The organism is Brumimicrobium oceani (genome assembly GCF_003143775.1).
In the GTDB taxonomy this organism is placed as follows: Bacteria; Bacteroidota; Bacteroidia; order Flavobacteriales_D; family Crocinitomicaceae; genus Brumimicrobium; species Brumimicrobium oceani.
This window is the reverse complement of record NZ_QFRJ01000010.1, coordinates 1-19,353: the sequence shown is the minus strand read 5'-3', so window position 1 is coordinate 19,353 and position 19,353 is coordinate 1. Positions and strand designations below refer to the sequence as shown.

Annotated in this window: 10 protein-coding genes; 7 read left to right on the top strand and 3 right to left on the bottom strand. The window is 37.5% G+C overall.

The window, feature by feature from the left end; genetic code table 11:
• The first annotated feature begins 12 nt into the window (after positions 1 to 12).
• From sov to DIT68_RS11890, 7 genes are all read left to right on the top strand, one after another.
• Positions 13 to 7,494, top strand: coding sequence for a T9SS outer membrane translocon Sov/SprA (sov, locus tag DIT68_RS11925; RefSeq protein WP_109360039.1), 7,482 nt, complete (start codon positions 13 to 15; stop codon positions 7,492 to 7,494).
• Positions 7,495 to 7,506: 12 nt separating this feature from the next.
• The gene (locus DIT68_RS11920) at positions 7,507 to 7,959 is read left to right on the top strand and encodes a GNAT family N-acetyltransferase (protein ID WP_109360038.1); all 453 of its coding nucleotides are present in this window, start codon (positions 7,507 to 7,509) and stop codon (positions 7,957 to 7,959) included.
• A gap of 738 nt (positions 7,960 to 8,697) precedes the next feature.
• A complete protein-coding gene (locus DIT68_RS11910; protein WP_109360036.1) occupies positions 8,698 to 8,883 on the top strand; it encodes a T9SS type A sorting domain-containing protein in 186 nt (61 codons plus the stop codon).
• Between the two features lie 68 nt (positions 8,884 to 8,951).
• Complete coding sequence (locus DIT68_RS11905; RefSeq protein ID WP_109360035.1) at positions 8,952 to 11,159, top strand: RCC1 domain-containing protein; 2,208 nt, start codon at positions 8,952 to 8,954, stop codon at positions 11,157 to 11,159.
• 672 nt (positions 11,160 to 11,831) lie between these two features.
• Positions 11,832 to 13,628, top strand: coding sequence for a translation elongation factor 4 (lepA, locus tag DIT68_RS11900; protein WP_109360034.1), 1,797 nt, complete (start codon positions 11,832 to 11,834; stop codon positions 13,626 to 13,628).
• A gap of 16 nt (positions 13,629 to 13,644) precedes the next feature.
• On the top strand, positions 13,645 to 14,295 hold the full coding sequence (locus tag DIT68_RS11895; RefSeq protein ID WP_109360033.1) for a LysE family translocator: 651 nt from the start codon (positions 13,645 to 13,647) through the stop codon (positions 14,293 to 14,295).
• 54 nt (positions 14,296 to 14,349) lie between these two features.
• Positions 14,350 to 16,068, top strand: a complete 1,719-nt coding sequence (locus tag DIT68_RS11890; RefSeq protein WP_109360032.1) for a toxin-antitoxin system YwqK family antitoxin — start codon at positions 14,350 to 14,352, stop codon at positions 16,066 to 16,068.
• Positions 16,069 to 16,241: 173 nt separating this feature from the next.
• On the opposite strand, the gene mgtE is transcribed toward DIT68_RS11890, so the two are convergent.
• The 3 genes from mgtE to DIT68_RS11875 all read right to left on the bottom strand — a co-directional run bounded on the left by mgtE (position 16,242) and on the right by DIT68_RS11875 (position 18,877).
• Positions 16,242 to 17,591 carry a magnesium transporter gene (gene mgtE / locus DIT68_RS11885; RefSeq protein ID WP_109360031.1) on the bottom strand — a complete coding sequence of 450 codons (1,350 nt, stop codon included), beginning with the start codon at positions 17,589 to 17,591 and terminating at the stop codon, positions 16,242 to 16,244.
• A gap of 187 nt (positions 17,592 to 17,778) precedes the next feature.
• Entirely contained in the window at positions 17,779 to 18,564 is a 786-nt protein-coding gene (rsmA, locus tag DIT68_RS11880) for a 16S rRNA (adenine(1518)-N(6)/adenine(1519)-N(6))-dimethyltransferase RsmA (protein ID WP_109360030.1), read from the bottom strand.
• A 1-nt stretch (position 18,565) separates the two neighbouring features.
• On the bottom strand, positions 18,566 to 18,877 hold the full coding sequence (locus DIT68_RS11875; RefSeq protein WP_109360029.1) for a DUF4286 family protein: 312 nt from the start codon (positions 18,875 to 18,877) through the stop codon (positions 18,566 to 18,568).
• Positions 18,878 to 19,353 lie beyond the last annotated feature (476 nt).

The window sequence follows — 19,353 nt, the reverse complement described above, 5'->3', positions numbered from 1 at the left end:
GAAAATTCAACTGTGAGTAAAAATACACTATATACAATATGGAATGGGTTTTTGATAACCCTTATTATTTCAGCCCTAACAACGGTTTATGGGCAAAATAATCCTGATTCGACAAATTTAAAATATCCAATCAATAATCCGTACGATCCTACTGGAAACGGAAAACAAAGTTTTGATATTGGAGATCCTAAAAGTGTTCAAAAATCTATTGTTTACGATCCGAAAACAGGAAAGTATGTCTTTAAAGAAGTCATTGGAGGTGTAGATTACCGTAGACCATCCATGATGACCTTAGAAGAATACATCGAGTATGAACGTCAGCAAAAAATGCAAAGTTACTGGCAGGATAAAATCGATGCACAAACAGAGGAGGATCAAGGATTAATTCCACCAATAAAAATTGAGAATCCTGGTTTTGCTAATATTTTTGGATCAGATGAAATTCAAATTCGCCCTGAAGGTAGTGTTGAATTATCTCTAGGAATAAACTCTTCTCGTTATGATAATCCAAGTTTACCAGAAAATCAGCGCCGTATTACTCGATTTGATTTCCAACAACAAATTCAATTGAACTTGGTGGGACAAATCGGAACAAAATTAAAATTGGGGGCCTCCTATAATACTGAAGCAGCGTTTAATTTTGACAATGTTACGAAACTAGAATGGACAGGAAACGAAGACCAAATTCTTCAAAAAATTGAAGCAGGTAACGTTTCTATGCCATTAGAAACCTCTTTAATTGAAGGGTCTCAAACTTTGTTTGGGGTGAAAACAAGAATGAGGTTTGGACGATTGACTGTAGATGCAATTGCTTCCACTTCAAGAGGACAAAAGCAAGAAATTAATATTAAAGGGGGCGCGCAAGTACAAGATTTTAAATTAAAAGCAGACGACTACGAGGCAAACCGCCATTACTTCTTAAACTATTATCACCGAGAACACTATGATGAAGCAATGAAAACTGTGCCCGTGGTGAGTTCTTTGGTAAACATTACGCGTATAGAAGTTTGGGTTACAAACCAAACCAATAAAGTCGAAGACACCCGAAATATTATTGCCTTTACCGATTTAGGAGAAGCGAAACCAGAAAATTGGTCTGGAAATCCTGGGAATGCCTCAAGTAACGAATTTCCGAGAAACAATGCCAACGGTCTTTACGAATATGCGAAAAATAACCCTACAATCCGTGGATTCAACAATGCAGTTGTTGCTTTAGAGTCTGAACTTACCGAGCCAGGTCCCTTCCAACAAGCCAACGATTACGAAAAAGTTGAAAATGCAAGAAGATTAACAGAACAAGAATTTACTTATAATGCTCAATTGGGTTTCATTTCTGTAAACCTACCTTTAAATAACGATGAGGTTTTAGCCGTTTCTTATGAATACACTTATGCGGGAAGAACCTACCAAGTGGGGGAGTTTTCAACAGACGGTGTAGTTGGAACTGATGCACTTTTAATGAAGTTATTGAAGCCAACAATTGTGAATCCTAAAAATAAACTTTGGGATTTAATGATGAAAAACGTTTACTCTATTGGAGCATATCAAGTGAGTCAAGAAGGATTTAGATTAGACATTTTATACAATAATCCAAACAATAGTTTATTGGTAAATTTCCTTCCTTATCCAAACTTAGATGACAAACAAGTAATTGATGTTGTGGGGATGGACAGGTTAAATCAGAATAACCGAGCACAACAAGATGGAGTGTTTGACTTTTTACCTATTACATTTAATGGGAATCAGGCCACAAATGGAGGAACGATTAATACCCGAAATGGACGAATTTATTTCAGTACCATCGAACCATTTGGAGAAACGGTGAGACAAGCAATGATTGAGGCTCAAAATCCTCAGTTAGCCAATAGCGTAGCTTTTGATGAATTGTACGACTCTACTAAAATTGCTGCCCAACAAGTTCCAAAGAAAAATAGGTTCTATTTTGTAGGGAAGTATGAGTCCTCTGTGAGTGACGAAATTCCTTTAAATGCATTAAATGTTCCGGAAGGAGCTGTAGTTGTTACCGCCGGAGGAATTCGTTTACAAGAAGGAACTGATTTTACCGTAGATTATAATTTAGGACGAGTTAAAATATTGAACAGCGCCGTTCTAGAATCAAATGCAGATATTAAAATCTCAATAGAAAGTAACTCGGTGTTTGGTTTCCAAAATAAATCCCTCATGGGAACGCATCTGAACTACATGATTAATCCAGACTTTAATGTTGGAGCAACATGGATGAGAATGACCGAAAGGCCAATTACCCAAAAAGTAGATATTGGAGACGAGCCTTTCAAAAACAATATTGTTGGAGCAAACGTCTCCTACAGAACAGATATTCCTTTCTTAACGAAGCTAATCAACTTTATACCTACTATTTCCACTAAACAAATGTCTACTTTAACTTTAAATGCAGAGGTAGCACATTTGATTCCTGGAACGCCAAGGGCAATTTCAAAAGAAGGAATTTCTTATGTAGATGATTTCGAAGGAAGTCAATCCACTATAGATTTAAAGAACTTCTCCTCTTGGAAGTTAGCCTCTATTCCACAAGGACAATCTAACTTGTTTCCCGAAGCAGCTTTAAAAAACAATTTGGCCGCAGGATTTAAGCGTTCTCATTTATCTTGGTATTCTATTGATCCAATGTTCCATGAAAATCGTGCAATTACACCACAACATATTGCCGATAATCCAGAGGAGACGGAAAATATGAATGTTTCCATTGTAAATAAGACAGACATTTTCCCGAATACTCAACCCGCAACAGGTGATATATTAAACCTACCTGTTTTTAATATGACTTTCTATCCAAAGGAAAGAGGAATGTATAACTATGACACAACCAATACAGTAAATACGGATGGTGAGTTCATAGACCCTCAGGAGAGATGGAATGGAATTATGCGTTCTTTAACGACAACAAATTTCGAAGAAACCAACGTAGAATACATTCAATTCTGGATGTTGGATCCATTTAATGAAGATCAAGAGCTTCAAGATCCAAATACGAATCATACAGGAGGAGATTTATATTTCAACATAGGAAATCTTTCGGAAGATGTTTTACCAGATTCAAGAAAGAGTTTTGAAAATGGTTTACCCAGAGAGTTTTCAAACACAGAAAACACAGACGAAACGAACTGGGCAAGAGTTTCAACGCAGCAAGTTGTGGTAAATGCGTTTGATAATGACCCAGAAACCAGAGCAGCCCAAGATGTTGGTTTAGATGGTTATGATGATGCAAAGGAGCGTGAAGCTTTTGCGAATTTCGTAAACTGGGTGCAAACAAATGGAACACTTTCTCAAGCGGCAAAAAATGAAATTCTAGCCGATGTTTCAAAAGATAACTACAATTATTATCGTGATGACCGATATGATTCAAATGAAGAGGGCATTATTCGCAGGTATAAATACTGGAACGGTCATGAAGGAAACTCACCAACTCCAGAGATGTCTGCACAAATTAATAATGATGGTTATCCTACGCAAGCAACCAACACTCCAGACATGGAGGATGTTAACCGCGACAATAACTTAAGTGAATCCGAAAGTTACTTCCAATATAAAGTTTCTTTGCGTCAGAATGATTTACAAGTTGGAAAGAACTACATCATTAACACAAGGGAATATGCTAAAGGAGACAAAGATTACAAATGGTATCAATTTAGAATTCCTGTAAGAAACCCAGAAAAAGCAGTAAACGGTATTTCAGATTTCCGTTCAATTCGCTTCATGAGAATGTTTATGAAGGCCTTTGAAGAAGAAACAACCTTGCGTTTTGCTAAACTAGAACTGGTAAGAGGTGAGTGGAGAAAATTCAGAGAAAGTTTAACTCAACCAGGCGATGGAGTTCAAACCGACCCAGACTTAACCGCTTTTAATATTGGAGCTGTTAACGTTGAAGAACACGATCAGCGTGAACCTATTAAATATGTTATTCCACCAGGAATTTTAAGAGAAGTTGATCCATCTCAACAGTTCCAAAGACAGTTGAATGAGCAATCGATGACCATTGAGGTGTGTAACTTAAAAGACGGTGATGCTCGGGCGGCCACCAAGAATGTAGGAATGGACATGATTATGTACAAGAATTTAGAATTGTACCTGCATGCCGAAGAAGTGGAAGCCACCAATCCGCTGAATGATGAAGACGTTACGGTTTTCATTCGTTTAGGAACAGACTTTAAGGAGAACTATTATGAGTATGAAGTGCCAATGAAAATTAGTCAATGGGGAGTAACTCAGGACTTACAAATTTGGCCAGAAGAAAATAATTTGAGAATTGTATTTGATGACTTAATTGCATTGAAAAAAGAAAGAAATAACGCCTTAGATCAACCAGGTTCTGGCGCTGCATTTAATATCGAATATGCTAAGCAAGTAAGCCACAAACCGGGGAGTTCTGATATTAATAATGTGAATCATCCACCAAGAATGATGAAGGTGAAAGGAAACCCGAATTTAACAGATGTGAAAACCATCATGATTGGAGTTCGAAATCCAGCTCAAAATGCAGATAATCCTTGGAAACCTGATGATGGACTTTCCAAATGTGTGCAGGTTTGGGTGAATGAGTTGCGTTTAACAGAATTCCAAAACGAAGGAGGTTCTGCTGCATTGGCACAAGCTAATTTACAAATCGCCGATTTTGCTACCGTACAAGTTGCTGGAGCATACAGCGGTTTAAACTGGGGAAGCATAGATAGTCGAGTTTCTGATCGTCAGAGAGACACACGTTTAAGTTTAGACCTTTCTGCTAATGCACAGTTGGGTCAATTATTAGGTGAAGGCGCTAAAATGGATATTCCATTCTTGTACACTTATTCAGTGGGAACAATTAATCCACGCTTTGATCCTTATAATCCAGATGTTGAGCTTTCTTCCTATGATGCAGAAGAGCGTAAGCAACGATTAAAAGACGGACGAGATTTCACAGAAAGAAAATCGTTTAACTTTACAAATGTTCGACGACAAAGAAAACCAGGTGCAGAAGCGCATCTTTGGGACATCAGTAACTTCTCTTTGAATTTCGCTTACAGTGAAGATATGCACAGAGATTTTACAACGAATTATGATAGAACGAAAATTTGGAAAGGAGGTGTGAACTATGTTTATAATGGTACACCAACACTTTGGGAGCCATTCAAGAATTCCAAATTTATGGGGAAATCGAAATGGTGGGATTTGGTAAAATCAACGAATTTTTATCTAGGTGCTAAAAACATTAGCGTTAAGAATAACTTGATTCGTAATTATAATGAAAGACAGATTAGAAATAATATTCCTAATACTGATTTTGAATTCCAACCAATCTATCTGAAAAACTTTACGTGGAACAGAAGATTCGATTTCAAATATGACTTAACGCGAAATTTGAAGTTTGATTTCTCATCTAATACGAGTGCTATTATTGATGAACCAGCGGGACAGGTAGATAGAAATGAAAGTCCTGAACTATATAGAGAATTCCGCGATTCTGTAAGAACTCAAATCAGAACTTTAGGTAAAGCCATGCGTTACGATCAAACCTATAATGTAACTTACAATCTACCGTTCAATAAAATCCCAGCATTGGACTTTATTAATTCTAATATTCGCTACAGCGGTTCTTACGAATGGACAAGACCAAACCTAGGACAAGAAGCCTTTGGAAATACAATTCAAAATAGCCGAACTATAAATACTACGGCACAAATGAATATGTTGACTTTATACAAGAAGTCAGATTTCTTAAAGAAAATCATCGACGATGGTAGAGGGGGAAGAGCTTCTATGCGTGGAGCAATGGGCAACAGAAACCTAAACAATAGGGGAGGCAACCGAGGTGGTGGAAATACTAAAAACGATAGTCGTTTGGCTAAAAAAGTAGGAAAACTACAGAAAAAGCTCGAAGAACTTGAGAAAGTTAAAGTTGATCAACTAGAAACCGACGAACTTGTTGAACATCAAAAAGAGTTGGCCAAAGTGGAGAGAAAACTTGAAAACAAAGAGCCAAGACTAGAAAATCAAGAGGAGCGTATAGCAGCTCAAGAAGAAAGAGAAGAAAAAAATCAGGAGAAATTTGGTAAACCTTATCACCCAATTACTGGTTTTGCGGCTAGGGCATTAATGAGTGTAAGAACTATTTCTGGGACCTATACACAAAACGACGGAATGTTATTGCCTGGTTTCAATGAGGAAGCACAATTCTTTGGAATGAACAGCACAATGTTCGGTGACAGCAAAATTAGAGGATTCGCGATAGGGCAGCAACAAAGAAATGTTTTTGGAAACGAAACAGGATTTGAGTTTGCACCTTATGCTGGTTCTAATGGATTTGTTGTAGACACCAGTGGTTTGAATACACAACACACCATCATGCATGCCCAAAACTATAATTTGAGAGCGAGCATTGAACCAATTAAAGACTTGAAAGTTGATTTAACAATGAAACGTAATTTCACTGAAAATACTTCGTCTTACTATAGATTCTCCGACAGTTTGCAGAATTTCGAGAATCAAAGTGAGTTTAAAACTACTACACTGAGTTATTCAACTATTTCTATTCGCTCGGCATTTGAAGTAATGGATAGCGAATTCCGTTCACCTTCCTTTGATAACCTGAGGGCAAAAAGGGAAGAAGTTTCCCAAGTGTTAGGAGAAGGGAATCCATATAGCGTTTCGGATAGCGCAGGATATGTGGATGGTTACGGACCAAGTCAGCAGGATGTGTTAATAGGGGCTTTCTTAAATACTTTCTCAGGAAAGAAAACTTCTAGAAAAACTATTTCACCAGTGAGAAATGTACCACTTCCAAACTGGCAAGTTTCTTATAATGGATTGACGAAATTTGATTTCTTTAAGAAATACGTTCAAAACTTTACTTTGCGCCATGGTTATAATTCCTCTGTTACCGTAGCAGGAATGCAAACCAATTTGAATGCCGAGGTGGATGATGACGGTTATTTATCTGCACGAGATATCAACGATAATTTTATTTCTGAGCAGCAAGTACAAAACATTACTATTTCAGAGCGTTTCTCCCCTTTAATAGGATTTGATGCAACATGGAAAATCAATGGAAACGGACTATTAACCAAGTTCGAAATCAGTAAAGAACGTTCTTCCTCTCTGTCTTTGGCTAATAACCAATTAACAGAAATGATTGGAACTGAGATTGTGATTGGATCTGGATATAAATTCACGAATTTTAGACTTCCTTTAACTTTCCAAGGAAACAAACTAAAACCTTCAGACTTGAATATCCGAATAGATTTATCCATTAGAGATAACATTACTGTGATTAGAAAAGTGGTTGAAAACACAACGCAAGCAACAGCAGGTCAGCGTGTATTCTCAATTCGTTCAAGCGCAGATTATCTTGTAGGGAAAAACTTAACGGTTTCATTGTTCTACGATCAGCAATTAACAGATCCAACGGTAGCAACTTCTTATGTAACTGGAAATATTGCCGCTGGGTTAAGGGTGAGGTTTAATCTAGGTGGTCTTTAAGAAGCGGATGTAATGAAAGGTCAAACAAATATCAGGAAAGCCAGAAGGGGAGACGAAATAGCGCTCATGGGACTTGTCCAAGAATTGGCAGATTTTGAAAAAGCGCCGGATGAAGTTATGAACACACCCGAACAATTGGCCATCGATTTGTTTGATGATAAAATTTGTGATTGCTTCGTTTATGAAATTGACGGTGTAATTAGAGGAATGGCACTCTACTATGTCTCTTATTCCACTTGGAGAGGAAGATGCCTCTACCTTGAAGATTTATACATCCAACCTGAATTTCGCAGAGGAGGAATAGGTCAAAAATTATTTCAAATTTTGGTCGACGAAGCCAAAGAAATGGGCGTGAAAAGAATGGATTGGCAAGTATTGGATTGGAATGAATCTGCAATTCAGTTTTATAAGAAAATTGGTGCAACGCTAGATCCTGAGTGGATCAATGGGAGATTGTTTTTCTGAACGAAGTAATAACAAAGAACTGTTTTTCCCCTCTCGTTTACTCCCTTATTTCTACAACTGTCATCCTGATCTGTTGAAAATTATGATTTTCAAAGATGGAAGGGTCTTGTCAAGTTAAATAGAGAAGCATTTTCTATTGAATTTTATCAAATGGCTCGTAAAGTTCCCGACAAGCATTTTATTATTAAAAATAATTCAGTTTATAGAATTTACTAAAAGCGTTGTTATCACTGATTTGTAGAGGGCTCTGTCGATAGGGAATATTTAATTAACATTTATTTACAAAATAAATACCATGGTAAGTGATACCGGGAGAATAAATTTAGTATCTTTGCAGTGTTAGGTTTCATAAGTAGTAGTGTTTGATTGGAGATAAGGGCGCCCGCCTTTATCTCCAATTATTATTTTAGGACACTTTGTTACTATGCATGCCTTGCCTTGCTTTACATCACATCTTTTTATCCTTAACAAATTGTTTTCGCCAGGCTACACAAGTTCTTAGCTATAGTTCTGTAATAGGATATGGATTTCGGCAACCAATGAAACTCCAAAAGCTTACCAAATATTATTAGCAGAGGTGTTTATGAGGTTTTACACAGAGATAAAGGAGGGTTTTCACAGAGCTGCACGGAGCATTGCCGAATTTGAGGGGCAAAGAGAAAAAAGAGGTGGTGAAGTAATTATCAACGACGAAGCCCTCAACGAAGCTAATTACCAAAGGCAACCGTTTACTATGAAATGTCGTCATCAGAAGGAGACTTAGAAGTTTATGACTTATCTGGACGAAGCGTAGCTAAGCACAATTTGCGTTCAGCAAAGGACGAAGTTGCGTTGAATACCAGTAAATTTCAAGCTGGAGTTTATATTGTTGTCCTTCGACAAAGTAATGGACATACAATGCAGCAAAAGTTGATTATTGAATAAAAATAATTTGAAATATTAATAACCATAACGGGGTAGGGTTTACCTACCCCGTTTTAAAATATAAAACCATGAAAAAAATACTACTATTAAAAATCATGTTATTATCAACTTTAACTATTTCAGCCCAGTGCTATGAAACCTTGACTTTTGGAGGTGCACATACTATAGGTCAAAAACCTGATGGAACACTTTGGGGTTGGGGTTGGGGAGCTTGGGGAGCCTTGTTAACAACAAACATTGTAGAACCCAATCCAATTCAATTAGGAATTCAAACGGATTGGAATAAAGTGACTAATGGACAGCATAATACTTTTGTGATTAAAGATAACGGTACCCTTTGGGGAGCTGGAGGTAACGAATTTGGTTCCCTGGGTGTTAATTCACCGAATCAGTTGTTTACTTCATTTCAACAAATAACAACTTCCAATGATTGGGTGAAAGTCTCTCCATCTAGCTACTTTACGTTGGCTTTAAAATCAGATAGTACGATATGGGCTTGGGGTCAAAATAACAATTACCAATTGGGTAACTCTCCCGCTACACCGGAGCAATTATCCCCTATTCAAGTGGGAACAGATACTGATTGGGCGGAGATTTCAGCGGGTACCAGTTCTACTTCCTTTGCTATAAAGTCTGATGGTACAATTTGGGGGTGGGGCTCAAACCCTTCATCAATTATTGTCATGGGTTCAAGTACTTATACTGTTGCTACTCCAACCCAAGTTGGGACAGATTCCGATTGGTTAACTATGAGTTTAGGGCCACAGCACATATTGGCTCAAAAACAAGACAGTACCTTGTGGTCATGGGGGGGGGGGGTAGGTCTAGGAATGGGAGGTACTCCCAGTGTGACTAATACACCTCAACCAATTACTACAGATAAATGGATAAGTTTCACTACTGGAATTAATACTTCATACGGAATTAAAGATGATGGGACATTATGGGTTTGGGGTCTTAATTCTCATGGTCAGCTAGGAGATGGAACCACAACTGACCGTTTAGTGCCTACTCAAATAGGTACAGACTCCAATTGGAGTTCAGTACAAGCCAGAAACTCCTTTATAGTGATGGCTACCAAAACAGATGGAACTGTTTGGTACTGGGGTGGCAGAAATTACTACGGTGAATATGGTAACGGTTTAAGTTATGGAACAACTTATATAATGACGCCTACGCAAACCCAAGGTATCTGCGTAACCTCAACAACAGGTGGCGGGCCAAGCTATACACCTTCAACAATTGGAGCAGTTACTGGAAGTGATCCAAGCGGTGTAGGAACATCTGTCGGAGATAGCGTTAAAATTTCAGGTGTTGTGCATTGCCAAAACTTCAGCAGTTCAGGCTATGACATTACACTAATTGATTCAAACAATGATGGAATTACACTTTTTAGTCCAACGGATATAAACGGCTACATCCCCACAGAAGGAGATGAAATTGAAGTGGAAGGAGAAATCACACAATTTAATGGACTATTGCAGATCAAACCAGATATTATTTCTGTTCTTCAACAAGGCGCTGCGCTTCAGAGTTCAACGCTTACAATGGTTCTAGATGAAACAACAGAAAGTCAATTCATAAAATTAGAAAACTTAGAACTGGTAAACGGTGAAACGATGTGGCCAACTAATGGAAATATTGAAGTCACCAACACAATTGATACATTTACGGTTTACATTACTGGAGCATCTGCATTATCAGCAACACCAACACCAGGCACCTATTTCCATTTAACAGGAATAGGAAAACAAGATGATGCTTCAATTCCTTATGATAGCGGTTATCAAATTTATCCATGCGGAGTTGATCCTTATTGTGATATAGATGTTTCAACGACTTTAAGTAATGAAACAATTTCGGTTGTTGATACAGGCCTTGCTTATCAATGGATAAATTGTGCAGATAGTTCAGTAATTACAGGAGAAACAGGAGAAACATTCACTCCAACAGCCAATGGAGATTATGCGGTAATCATCACCCAAGGTCCTTGTGTGGATACTTCTGCTTGTGTTTTTGTTGATGTGCTAGGAATTGAGGATAATGAGTTGAATGGAATTTCAGTTTATCCTAATCCAATTACAGATGAGTTAAACATCAACAATGAAAACGGAGCGTTGCTTTCTGTTGAGATGATTGATGCAAAGGGAAGTGTTGTGGTTTCTAAAAAGGCTTCGAAGAGTTTTAGTTTTAATACTGGTGAATTGAACAGTGGAGTTTATATATTGATTGTGAGGTCGGAGAAGTCGGTGAGGACTTTTAAGGTGGTGAAATAATTACGAATTGGTCAGGCTTGAAGAGCGCCTTCGGCACTGGTTTTTACACAGAGGCAAAGGAGGTTTTTCACAGAGTTACACGGAGAAGAAGGTGACGCGGAGTTATTTGGAGGTGCGGAGGTTCGCAAAGAGCGCCTTCGGCACTTGGTTTTTTCACACCTGTGCTGAGCCTGCCTATGTAGAGGGACACGGAGCTTGCCGAATTTGAGATTTTTCCTTTGTTTCTTCAATGGCTTCTAAAGGCTCAGTCATCGGGATTCTCTTCGATGACTTGTCGAAGGCACCGAATTCGGAGGGAGATTTCTTGAGGAAGAAGTGGAGGTTTTTGGCCTCTTCTTCGTTGTTAAAAATGATATTATTCTAAAAACGAAGGGCTTTGAAAAATTTAAAAAAGAATACCATTTTCTCCTGCGGTTTATTCAACTGAAGGTAAAGTTCCCGATAAGCATATTGTTTTTGTACACAAATTGGACTAAAAAACAGGTTCAAAATTAAACGCTTTTGTCAATTATTGAATTTTGTCTGCATTCATTTATCATTCTTGCAATTAAATAGCTTGAAAACCGACTAAAATCCATTAAATTCGCATACGATTTCTTATCTTTTACCAATTATAAAAGCAAAATAGTCTTTTTAAAGGATTAGAAAAAACACAAGAACAAAAGGATTTAAATGAAAAATATTCGAAATTTCTGCATCATCGCACATATTGACCACGGGAAAAGTACTTTGGCCGATAGATTATTACAAGCAACCGGAACAATTTCTGACCGAGATATGCAAAATCAGGCGCTTGATAGTATGGATTTGGAGCGAGAACGTGGAATTACAATTAAGAGTCATGCCATTCAAATGGATTATGAGCAAGATGGTGAAAAATACATCTTAAATCTTATTGATACTCCAGGTCACGTAGATTTTTCTTATGAAGTTTCTCGATCTATTGCAGCTTGTGAGGGAGCATTGCTAATTGTTGATGCATCGCAAGGAATAGAGGCACAAACGATATCTAATTTGTATTTGGCATTAGAGCACGATCTAGAGATTATTCCAATTCTAAATAAAATGGATTTACCGGGTGCAGAACCAGAGGAGGTAACAGACCAAATAGTAGAATTAATAGGATGTGATCCTTCAGATGTAATTCCAGCTTCTGGGAAAACAGGCTTGGGTGTTGATAAAATTCTTGAAGCCATCTTAAGCAGAGTTCCAGCTCCTGAAGGAGATCCGAATGGACCTTTGCAAGCAATGATTTTTGATTCGGTTTTTAACCCATTTAGAGGTATTATTGCTTATTATAGAATTATGAATGGCGCTCTAAAAAAAGGAGATAAAATTTTATTCTTAAATACTGGTGCAACTTACCATGCAGATGAAATAGGGATTTTAAGAATGACTCCCCAGCCCAGAGATGTCGTAAAGACAGGAGATGTTGGATACATCATCTCAGGAATTAAACAAGCAAAGGAAGTTAAGGTAGGAGAAACAATAACTACATTTGATCATCCTTGCAAGGAGGTGGTTAAAGGTTTTGAGGATGTAAAACCAATGGTTTTTGCCGGAATTTATCCTGTTGATACCGATGATTTTGAAGAGTTGCGTTATTCAATGGAAAAATTACAACTGAATGATTCCTCATTGGTTTTCGAACCTGAATCTTCCGCTGCATTAGGTTTTGGTTTCCGTTGTGGATTCCTGGGAATGTTGCACATGGAAATCATACAAGAACGTTTAGAGCGTGAGTTCAATATGACAGTGATTACCACTGTTCCAAACGTTTCCTACTTCTGTTATACCAGAAAACATCCAGACGTAAAACAAATTGTAAATAACCCATCCGATTTACCGGATCCTTCAACCATTGAAACAATTGAAGAGCCTTATATAAAAGCACAAGTAATTACAAAATCTGAATATGTAGGGCAAGTAATGACGCTGTGTGTTGAGAAACGTGGAGAACTACAGAATCAAGTCTATTTGACACAAGATAGGGTAGAAATTACTTTCAAAATGCCAATGGCAGAGATTGTATTTGACTTTTATGACCGTTTAAAGTCTGTTTCAAGAGGATATGCTTCTTTTGATTATCACCCGATTGGCTACCAAGTTTCGGACTTAGTAAAATTGGATGTTTTATTGAATCATGAACAAGTAGATGCGCTTTCTGCTTTGGTTCACCGCAGTAACGCTTTCGAATTAGGGAAGAAAATCTGCTTGAAGTTGAAAGAATTGATTCCGAGACAACAGTTCGAAATTCCTATCCAGGCAAGTATTGGAGCTAAAATTATTGCCAGAGAAACCGTGAAAGCACTTCGTAAAGATGTAACCGCGAAATGTTACGGGGGAGATATTTCTCGAAAAAGGAAATTATTAGAAAAACAAAAGCAAGGTAAGAAACGTATGCGTCAAGTGGGTCGAGTAGAAGTTCCGCAAGAAGCATTCTTGGCTGTTTTAAAACTAAACGACTAATTAGAATAAAAGGACATTGAGCGAGTTACTACTAAAAGCGATTGTTACAGGATTAATCTTAAGCGTTATGCTTGGACCTGCATTTTTTGTGCTTTTAGAAACCAGTATAAAAAAAGGAATTCGTGCCGCCTTGGCTTTTGATGCGGGTGTTTTAATTAGTGACATCATTTATATCATTATTGCCTATGTTTTTATTCAGCAAGTAGAGGAGCTTTCTAGGGGAGGAGACAATGCACTGATTAGGGCGCTGGGCGGATTGTTATTTATGGTTTATGGCTATCTTACATTCAACAAAAAAGTAGATACAGTTGAAGTAAAAAAGACCAAAAAAGTGAACGCCGACCCAAAAGATTACTGGATTTTATTCATCAAAGGTTTGCTGCTTAATTTAGCTAATCCTTTGGTGGTTTTTTATTGGTTTTCTGTAATGGCGCTAGGGCATTCAGGCGCTAAGTCTGCTCTTTCGGGTGGCGAAACCTTCTTTTATTTATTCATCGTGTTGTTAACTTTCTTCACTATAGATGTCGTGAAAATTGTAGGTGCTAAAAAATTACGACCATTCATTACAATCACACTTTTGCGTTCGCTGAATAGAATTACGGGAACAATTTTGATGGTGTTTGGCGCGTTTTTGGTAATCAACAGTATTGTGATGTGGTTAAGATAAAGTGTAACTTTTCTCAATTTCGTGTTATATGAATACGATAATTTAGTTTCTATTATGTACAAAACAATTTTACTTTCAATATTTGTTCTCCTTCTTTTTGATGGAAATAGTCAGTCAAGAAAAGAGAGAAATCTTTCTAAACGCCAGTCATTTTACTATGATCCGGCCACAAGAACACAAATAGAGAGTCATGGATATTACTACTCCGATGATTTAGGAGAAACTACTGAAAGACATGGGAAATGGTCCTTTTTTAATAGGGAAGGCGTTTTAGTGGAAGAGCGCCATTACGATAGAAATAAACTACATGGCGAAGTAGTAAAATACTACGGAAAGGATAAAATTAGAAGTATTGGATATTTTCATCAAGACCAGCAAGATAGTATTTTTATAGACTTTGCGCTAACTGGAGATACTACGCAGGTGGGCTATTTTAATTTGGGCGAACCATCCGGAAAATGGCGTTATTTCTATGTTGATGGAGCATTGAAAATGGTAGAAGAAATAATTAACGACACCTCCTATGTTTGGCAGTTTTATGGAGCTGATTCAGCACATACACAAACAATTATTGATGGAGATGGTGAAATGGCAACTTATTTTGGGAATGGTCGATTGGAATCTTGGTACAATTATAAAGATGGATTGCGCCACGGAAAATTTGAGGAAGCTTCTGTAAACGGCTATTACTTAATGAAAGGCGCTTTTATTGAGAATAAACCCGAAGGAAAATGGGAATACTATTACTATACAGGAGATTTGGAGAAAATAGCTTATTATGAAAATGGAAAACTGAATGGCGATTATACCTACTATTTCGACAATGGACAGGTAAATGTTGAGGGGAAGTTTAAAGAAGGTGAAAAAACAGGGGAATGGATTTGGTACACGAATTCTGGCGTAATTGATATGAAAGGCGATTTTAAAAATGGGCTCCAACATGGAACTTGGATCTATAATTTTCCTTCTGGTGAATTGTCTTATCGCGCGAGATACAAAGCAGGTGAAAAGTCTGGAAAATGGACCTATAACTACAGAAATGGAAAGAAATTTAAAGTGGGTCATTTTGAAGAGGATTTAAAAAATGGAAAATGGACCACTTGGTATGAAGACGGTACACTTTTAATGGAAGGCGATTACAAGAACGACCTCGAAGAAGGGACATGGAAAAATTATTGGGAAAACGGTCAATTAAAAAACCAATCTGATTTCACAAAAGGAAAGTTAAACGGAGAATGGTTGTCATTTTATAATGATGGAAAACCACTTTCTAAAGGGTTTTACGATCAGGGACAAAAAACGGGCGAATGGACTAGCTATTTTAGTAACGGAATGCCCAAAGACATAGAGAACTTCAAGGTGGTAGAAAAGAAATCGAAGGTTAAGTATGGCCCCACCAAAGACAGAGTGGTTCGCGTATCTGTGAAACATGGCCCATCCGTAGAGTATTCTCAGAAAGATTTTGCTAAAACACAAGAGGGAAAATATAAGAATGGAGAAAAGCACGGAACTTGGACAGTATACCACCCAGGAGGCCTTTTACCCGCAGTAATTTCAAACTATAAAATGGGCGAGCTCCATGGTAAAGTTAAAACCTACGAGTTCAGAGGAAATAGAATCATTTCGGAAGCAGAATATAAGGATGGACTAAAACACGGAAAGGTAAAAATCTACAATGCAGAAGGCAAAGTGGTGAAGGAACAAAATTTTAAAAACGGAATGCAAATCATCGAAGGAACGAAATCAGGTTCATCGTTTGCACCCATACGCTAATGTTTGATTTGTTTTTTATTGTAGAGACGCAATGCATTGCGTCTCCACAATAAAAAAACATTGCATGTCAACACAAATCAAAAACATTGCATGTCAACACAAATCAAAAACATTTCATGTCAACACCAATCAAAATACCATTGCCATGTTTACAAATCAACACCATTACATGTTTACAATCCAAAAACCATCATTCCTACACCAAAGTAAATAAATAGCCCTACAACATCATTTAAAGTGGTAATAAACGGGCCTGTTGCCACCGCTGGGTCTATCTTGTATTTGTGAAGAATCAAAGGGATTAATGTTCCAAAAATAGCGGCAAAAAAGATCACAATAAACAAGGCGATACTTACTGATATACCCAGTTTTATGTCTTGTAAAAGCCAGGTAATTCCAAAGATAAAAGTTCCGCAGATCAGTCCGTTGAGTAAACCAAGAAGCGCCTCTCTTCTTACCCTAGACAAAATACTACTGAATTGACTTGTTCCGTTTGCGATGGATTGCACAACGATTGCACTGGACTGCACTCCAACATTTCCTCCCATTGCGGCTACCAGCGGAATAAAAAAAGCTAAGGAAGGAATGGCTCCGATTTGCATTTCAAAATTTCCAATCACTTGAGAACCCAGAACCCCTCCCAACAAACCAATCATTAACCATGGAAGTCGGGCGCGAGACATTTTCAAAATTCCGGCATCATGCTCTACATTTTCTGAGATCCCAGACGCCATTTGGAAATCTTTGTCTGCCTCCTCACGAATAACATCTACGATATCATCAATGGTAATTCTTCCCACTAATTTCTTTTGCAAATTTAAAACAGGAACAGAGACCAAATCGTATTTATCCATCACCCTTGCTACCTCTTCAGAATCTTCGTTGGTAAACACGTAAGCCATATTTTTATTTTCATAAACATCTCTCACAATGGCTTTTGAGTTGGCAACCAATAAAGATTTTAGAGATAAAGTACCGACTAAAACATCATCATTATCCACCACGTAAATGGTATGCACTTTATCTACCTCTTCCGCTTGTCTGCGCAGTTCGATAACACAACGGTTTATGGGCCACTCGAGTTTTGCACGAATAAACTCCGTTTGCATTAAACCCCCGGCCGTATTTTCATCGTAATTTAGAAGGTCTACTAATTCTGACGCATTTTCGCTGTCCATTTTAGAGATGACCTCCAATTGCTTGTCGATGGACATCTCACCCAAAATATCCACAGCATCATCAGAATCTAAGTTTTCTAATTGCAGTGCAAGTTGATCGGAATTGAAGGTTTCTACGAATTTTTGACGTACATCGTCTTCCAATTCCATTAAAACGTCACCCTGCAAGTCGTGATCTAAGTGGGCGTAAACAAATTTCGCTTCTTCTGTATTTAGTTCGTCTAGAATCTCAGCAATATCTGCGGGGTGCAGATGGATGATGGTATCATTAATGAAATTGCTTTGATTTTCGGCAATCCAATCTCTGATTTCATCTAAATACTCTCTAGTTAATTCGAACTGCATATAAAAAAGATTTGCACAAATTTACAAAAGAAAAAACTAGGAATTTTCTGCAAGTACATAAAACCTTGAGTTTTTTGATTGATTTTATAATTTGAATGAAAGCTCATCAACACTGCGCAACGAAAGATTCATGGCTTTAATTCTTGAATGGGTTGATTAGTCACAGCGTGGCGAACTGTTTTTTGCGCTATTTGCCCATCGCTTGCTCTACAATTTGCGTTAATTCAATAAAATCATCCACACTCAATGTTTCAGCGCGTTGTTTTAAAAATGGATGTTCTGGGAGCAAAGAAACATCAAGAATAACTTTTAATCCATTTCTAACCGTTTTTCTGCGTTGGTTAAAAGTAGATTTAATCACCCTCTTGTACAAATCTTCATCCACAGGGAGGTGAGTTCGCTTATTTCTTAAACAACTAATTACCCCAGATTTCACCTTTGGTGGAGGGTTGAAAACATTTTCATTCACCGTAAAACAATATTTAATATCGTAATAGGTTTGCATTAGAACGCTTAGAATACCATATTGCTTCGATCCTGGAGGCTCTGCGATTCGTTCTGCAACTTCTTTCTGAAACATTCCCATAATTTCTGGAATTTGGTTTCTGTATTCAATACAATGAAAAAGAATTTGCGATGAAATATTGTAAGGGAAATTTCCTACAACAGCATAAGGCTTTCCGTCAAAAAATTGTGAAAGAACTGTTTTCAAGAAATCATCGGAGTGAATTTTACCTTCAAGTTGAGGGTAAGCGTCTTTTAGATAGGCAACAGAGTCTCTATCGATTTCCATTACGTGCAAATCTGTTCCTTCTATATCCAAGAGGTATTTCGTAATTGCACCCATTCCTGGGCCAATTTCTAAAATATTGTTGGCGTTCTGAAAGTTTACGTATTGGTCTACAATCTTCTTGCATGTATTGATATCCGTCAAAAAGTGCTGACCTAAATGTTTTTTTGGTTGTACGCTCATCCTATTTAAATTCTTGAAGTACAGAAAGCAATGTTCTGAATGAAGCGAATTTCCCTTGGAATTTTTCTGTGTGTTCTTGTTGTAATCGCGGAGAGTGTTTTTCCTGATAAGTATCCAAATCCTCTTGAGAAATAGCGGTATACATTATTGCATAAGTTACACCACCTTCTTCCTCACCGTGAACACGACAAATTTTGCTATCTCTAAAATGACCCGTTGCCATTACGTCTGGAATGTGTGTTTCACGCATCCATGTGAGCCAATCTTCGGCAACGCTCACATCCAGACTAATTGTTACATTATATACTACCATGTTGCAAATTTACGAAAGTGTATTTAATAGTTAGGGCTTGGGGGTTAAAACAGATAAAACTTATTTTAGAATGTTAGACTTAAATTAAATTTCCTTTCATAAGCTCGGCATAAAACAACAAGGCGCATTACTCAATCCTTTGAATTTATGAAGAGGAAGGAAAAAGAATAGATCCCTCGTCGCTTAGCTCTGTAGGGATGACATGAATTTGGTTTCTCTCGAAGCCTTATAATATAGACCTGTCATCCCGACAAAATTTTAATTCTTGCAAAAGAATTAAAATGCCGAGGAATCTCTTTTAAATTTCTCAAAGTATACAGGCAAAGATTTACTTTAAATTCGTGAAAAAATGGGTCACATTAAATTTAAGGGGATTAAGCAAATAATTTCTCTAACCTAAACAGGAAAAAAGATGTATCTGTCACGCCTCTTAAATTTGCTCTAAATAATTTGATTTTAGCATTAAAAGACTCAGC

Excerpts from the sequence above, each read along its gene's own strand:
- DIT68_RS11920 (WP_109360038.1), top strand. The coding sequence starts at position 7,507 with ATGAAAGGTCAAACAAATATCAGGAAAGCCAGAAGGGGAGACGAAATA.
- DIT68_RS11910 (WP_109360036.1), top strand. The coding sequence starts at position 8,698 with ATGTCGTCATCAGAAGGAGACTTAGAAGTTTATGACTTATCTGGACGA.
- DIT68_RS11905 (WP_109360035.1), top strand. The coding sequence starts at position 8,952 with ATGAAAAAAATACTACTATTAAAAATCATGTTATTATCAACTTTAACT.
- lepA (WP_109360034.1), top strand. The coding sequence starts at position 11,832 with ATGAAAAATATTCGAAATTTCTGCATCATCGCACATATTGACCACGGG.
- DIT68_RS11890 (WP_109360032.1), top strand. The coding sequence starts at position 14,350 with ATGTACAAAACAATTTTACTTTCAATATTTGTTCTCCTTCTTTTTGAT.
- mgtE (WP_109360031.1), bottom strand. The coding sequence starts at position 17,591 with ATGCAGTTCGAATTAACTAGAGAGTATTTAGATGAAATCAGAGATTGG.
- rsmA (WP_109360030.1), bottom strand. The coding sequence starts at position 18,564 with ATGAGCGTACAACCAAAAAAACATTTAGGTCAGCACTTTTTGACGGAT.
- DIT68_RS11875 (WP_109360029.1), bottom strand. The coding sequence starts at position 18,877 with ATGGTAGTATATAATGTAACAATTAGTCTGGATGTGAGCGTTGCCGAA.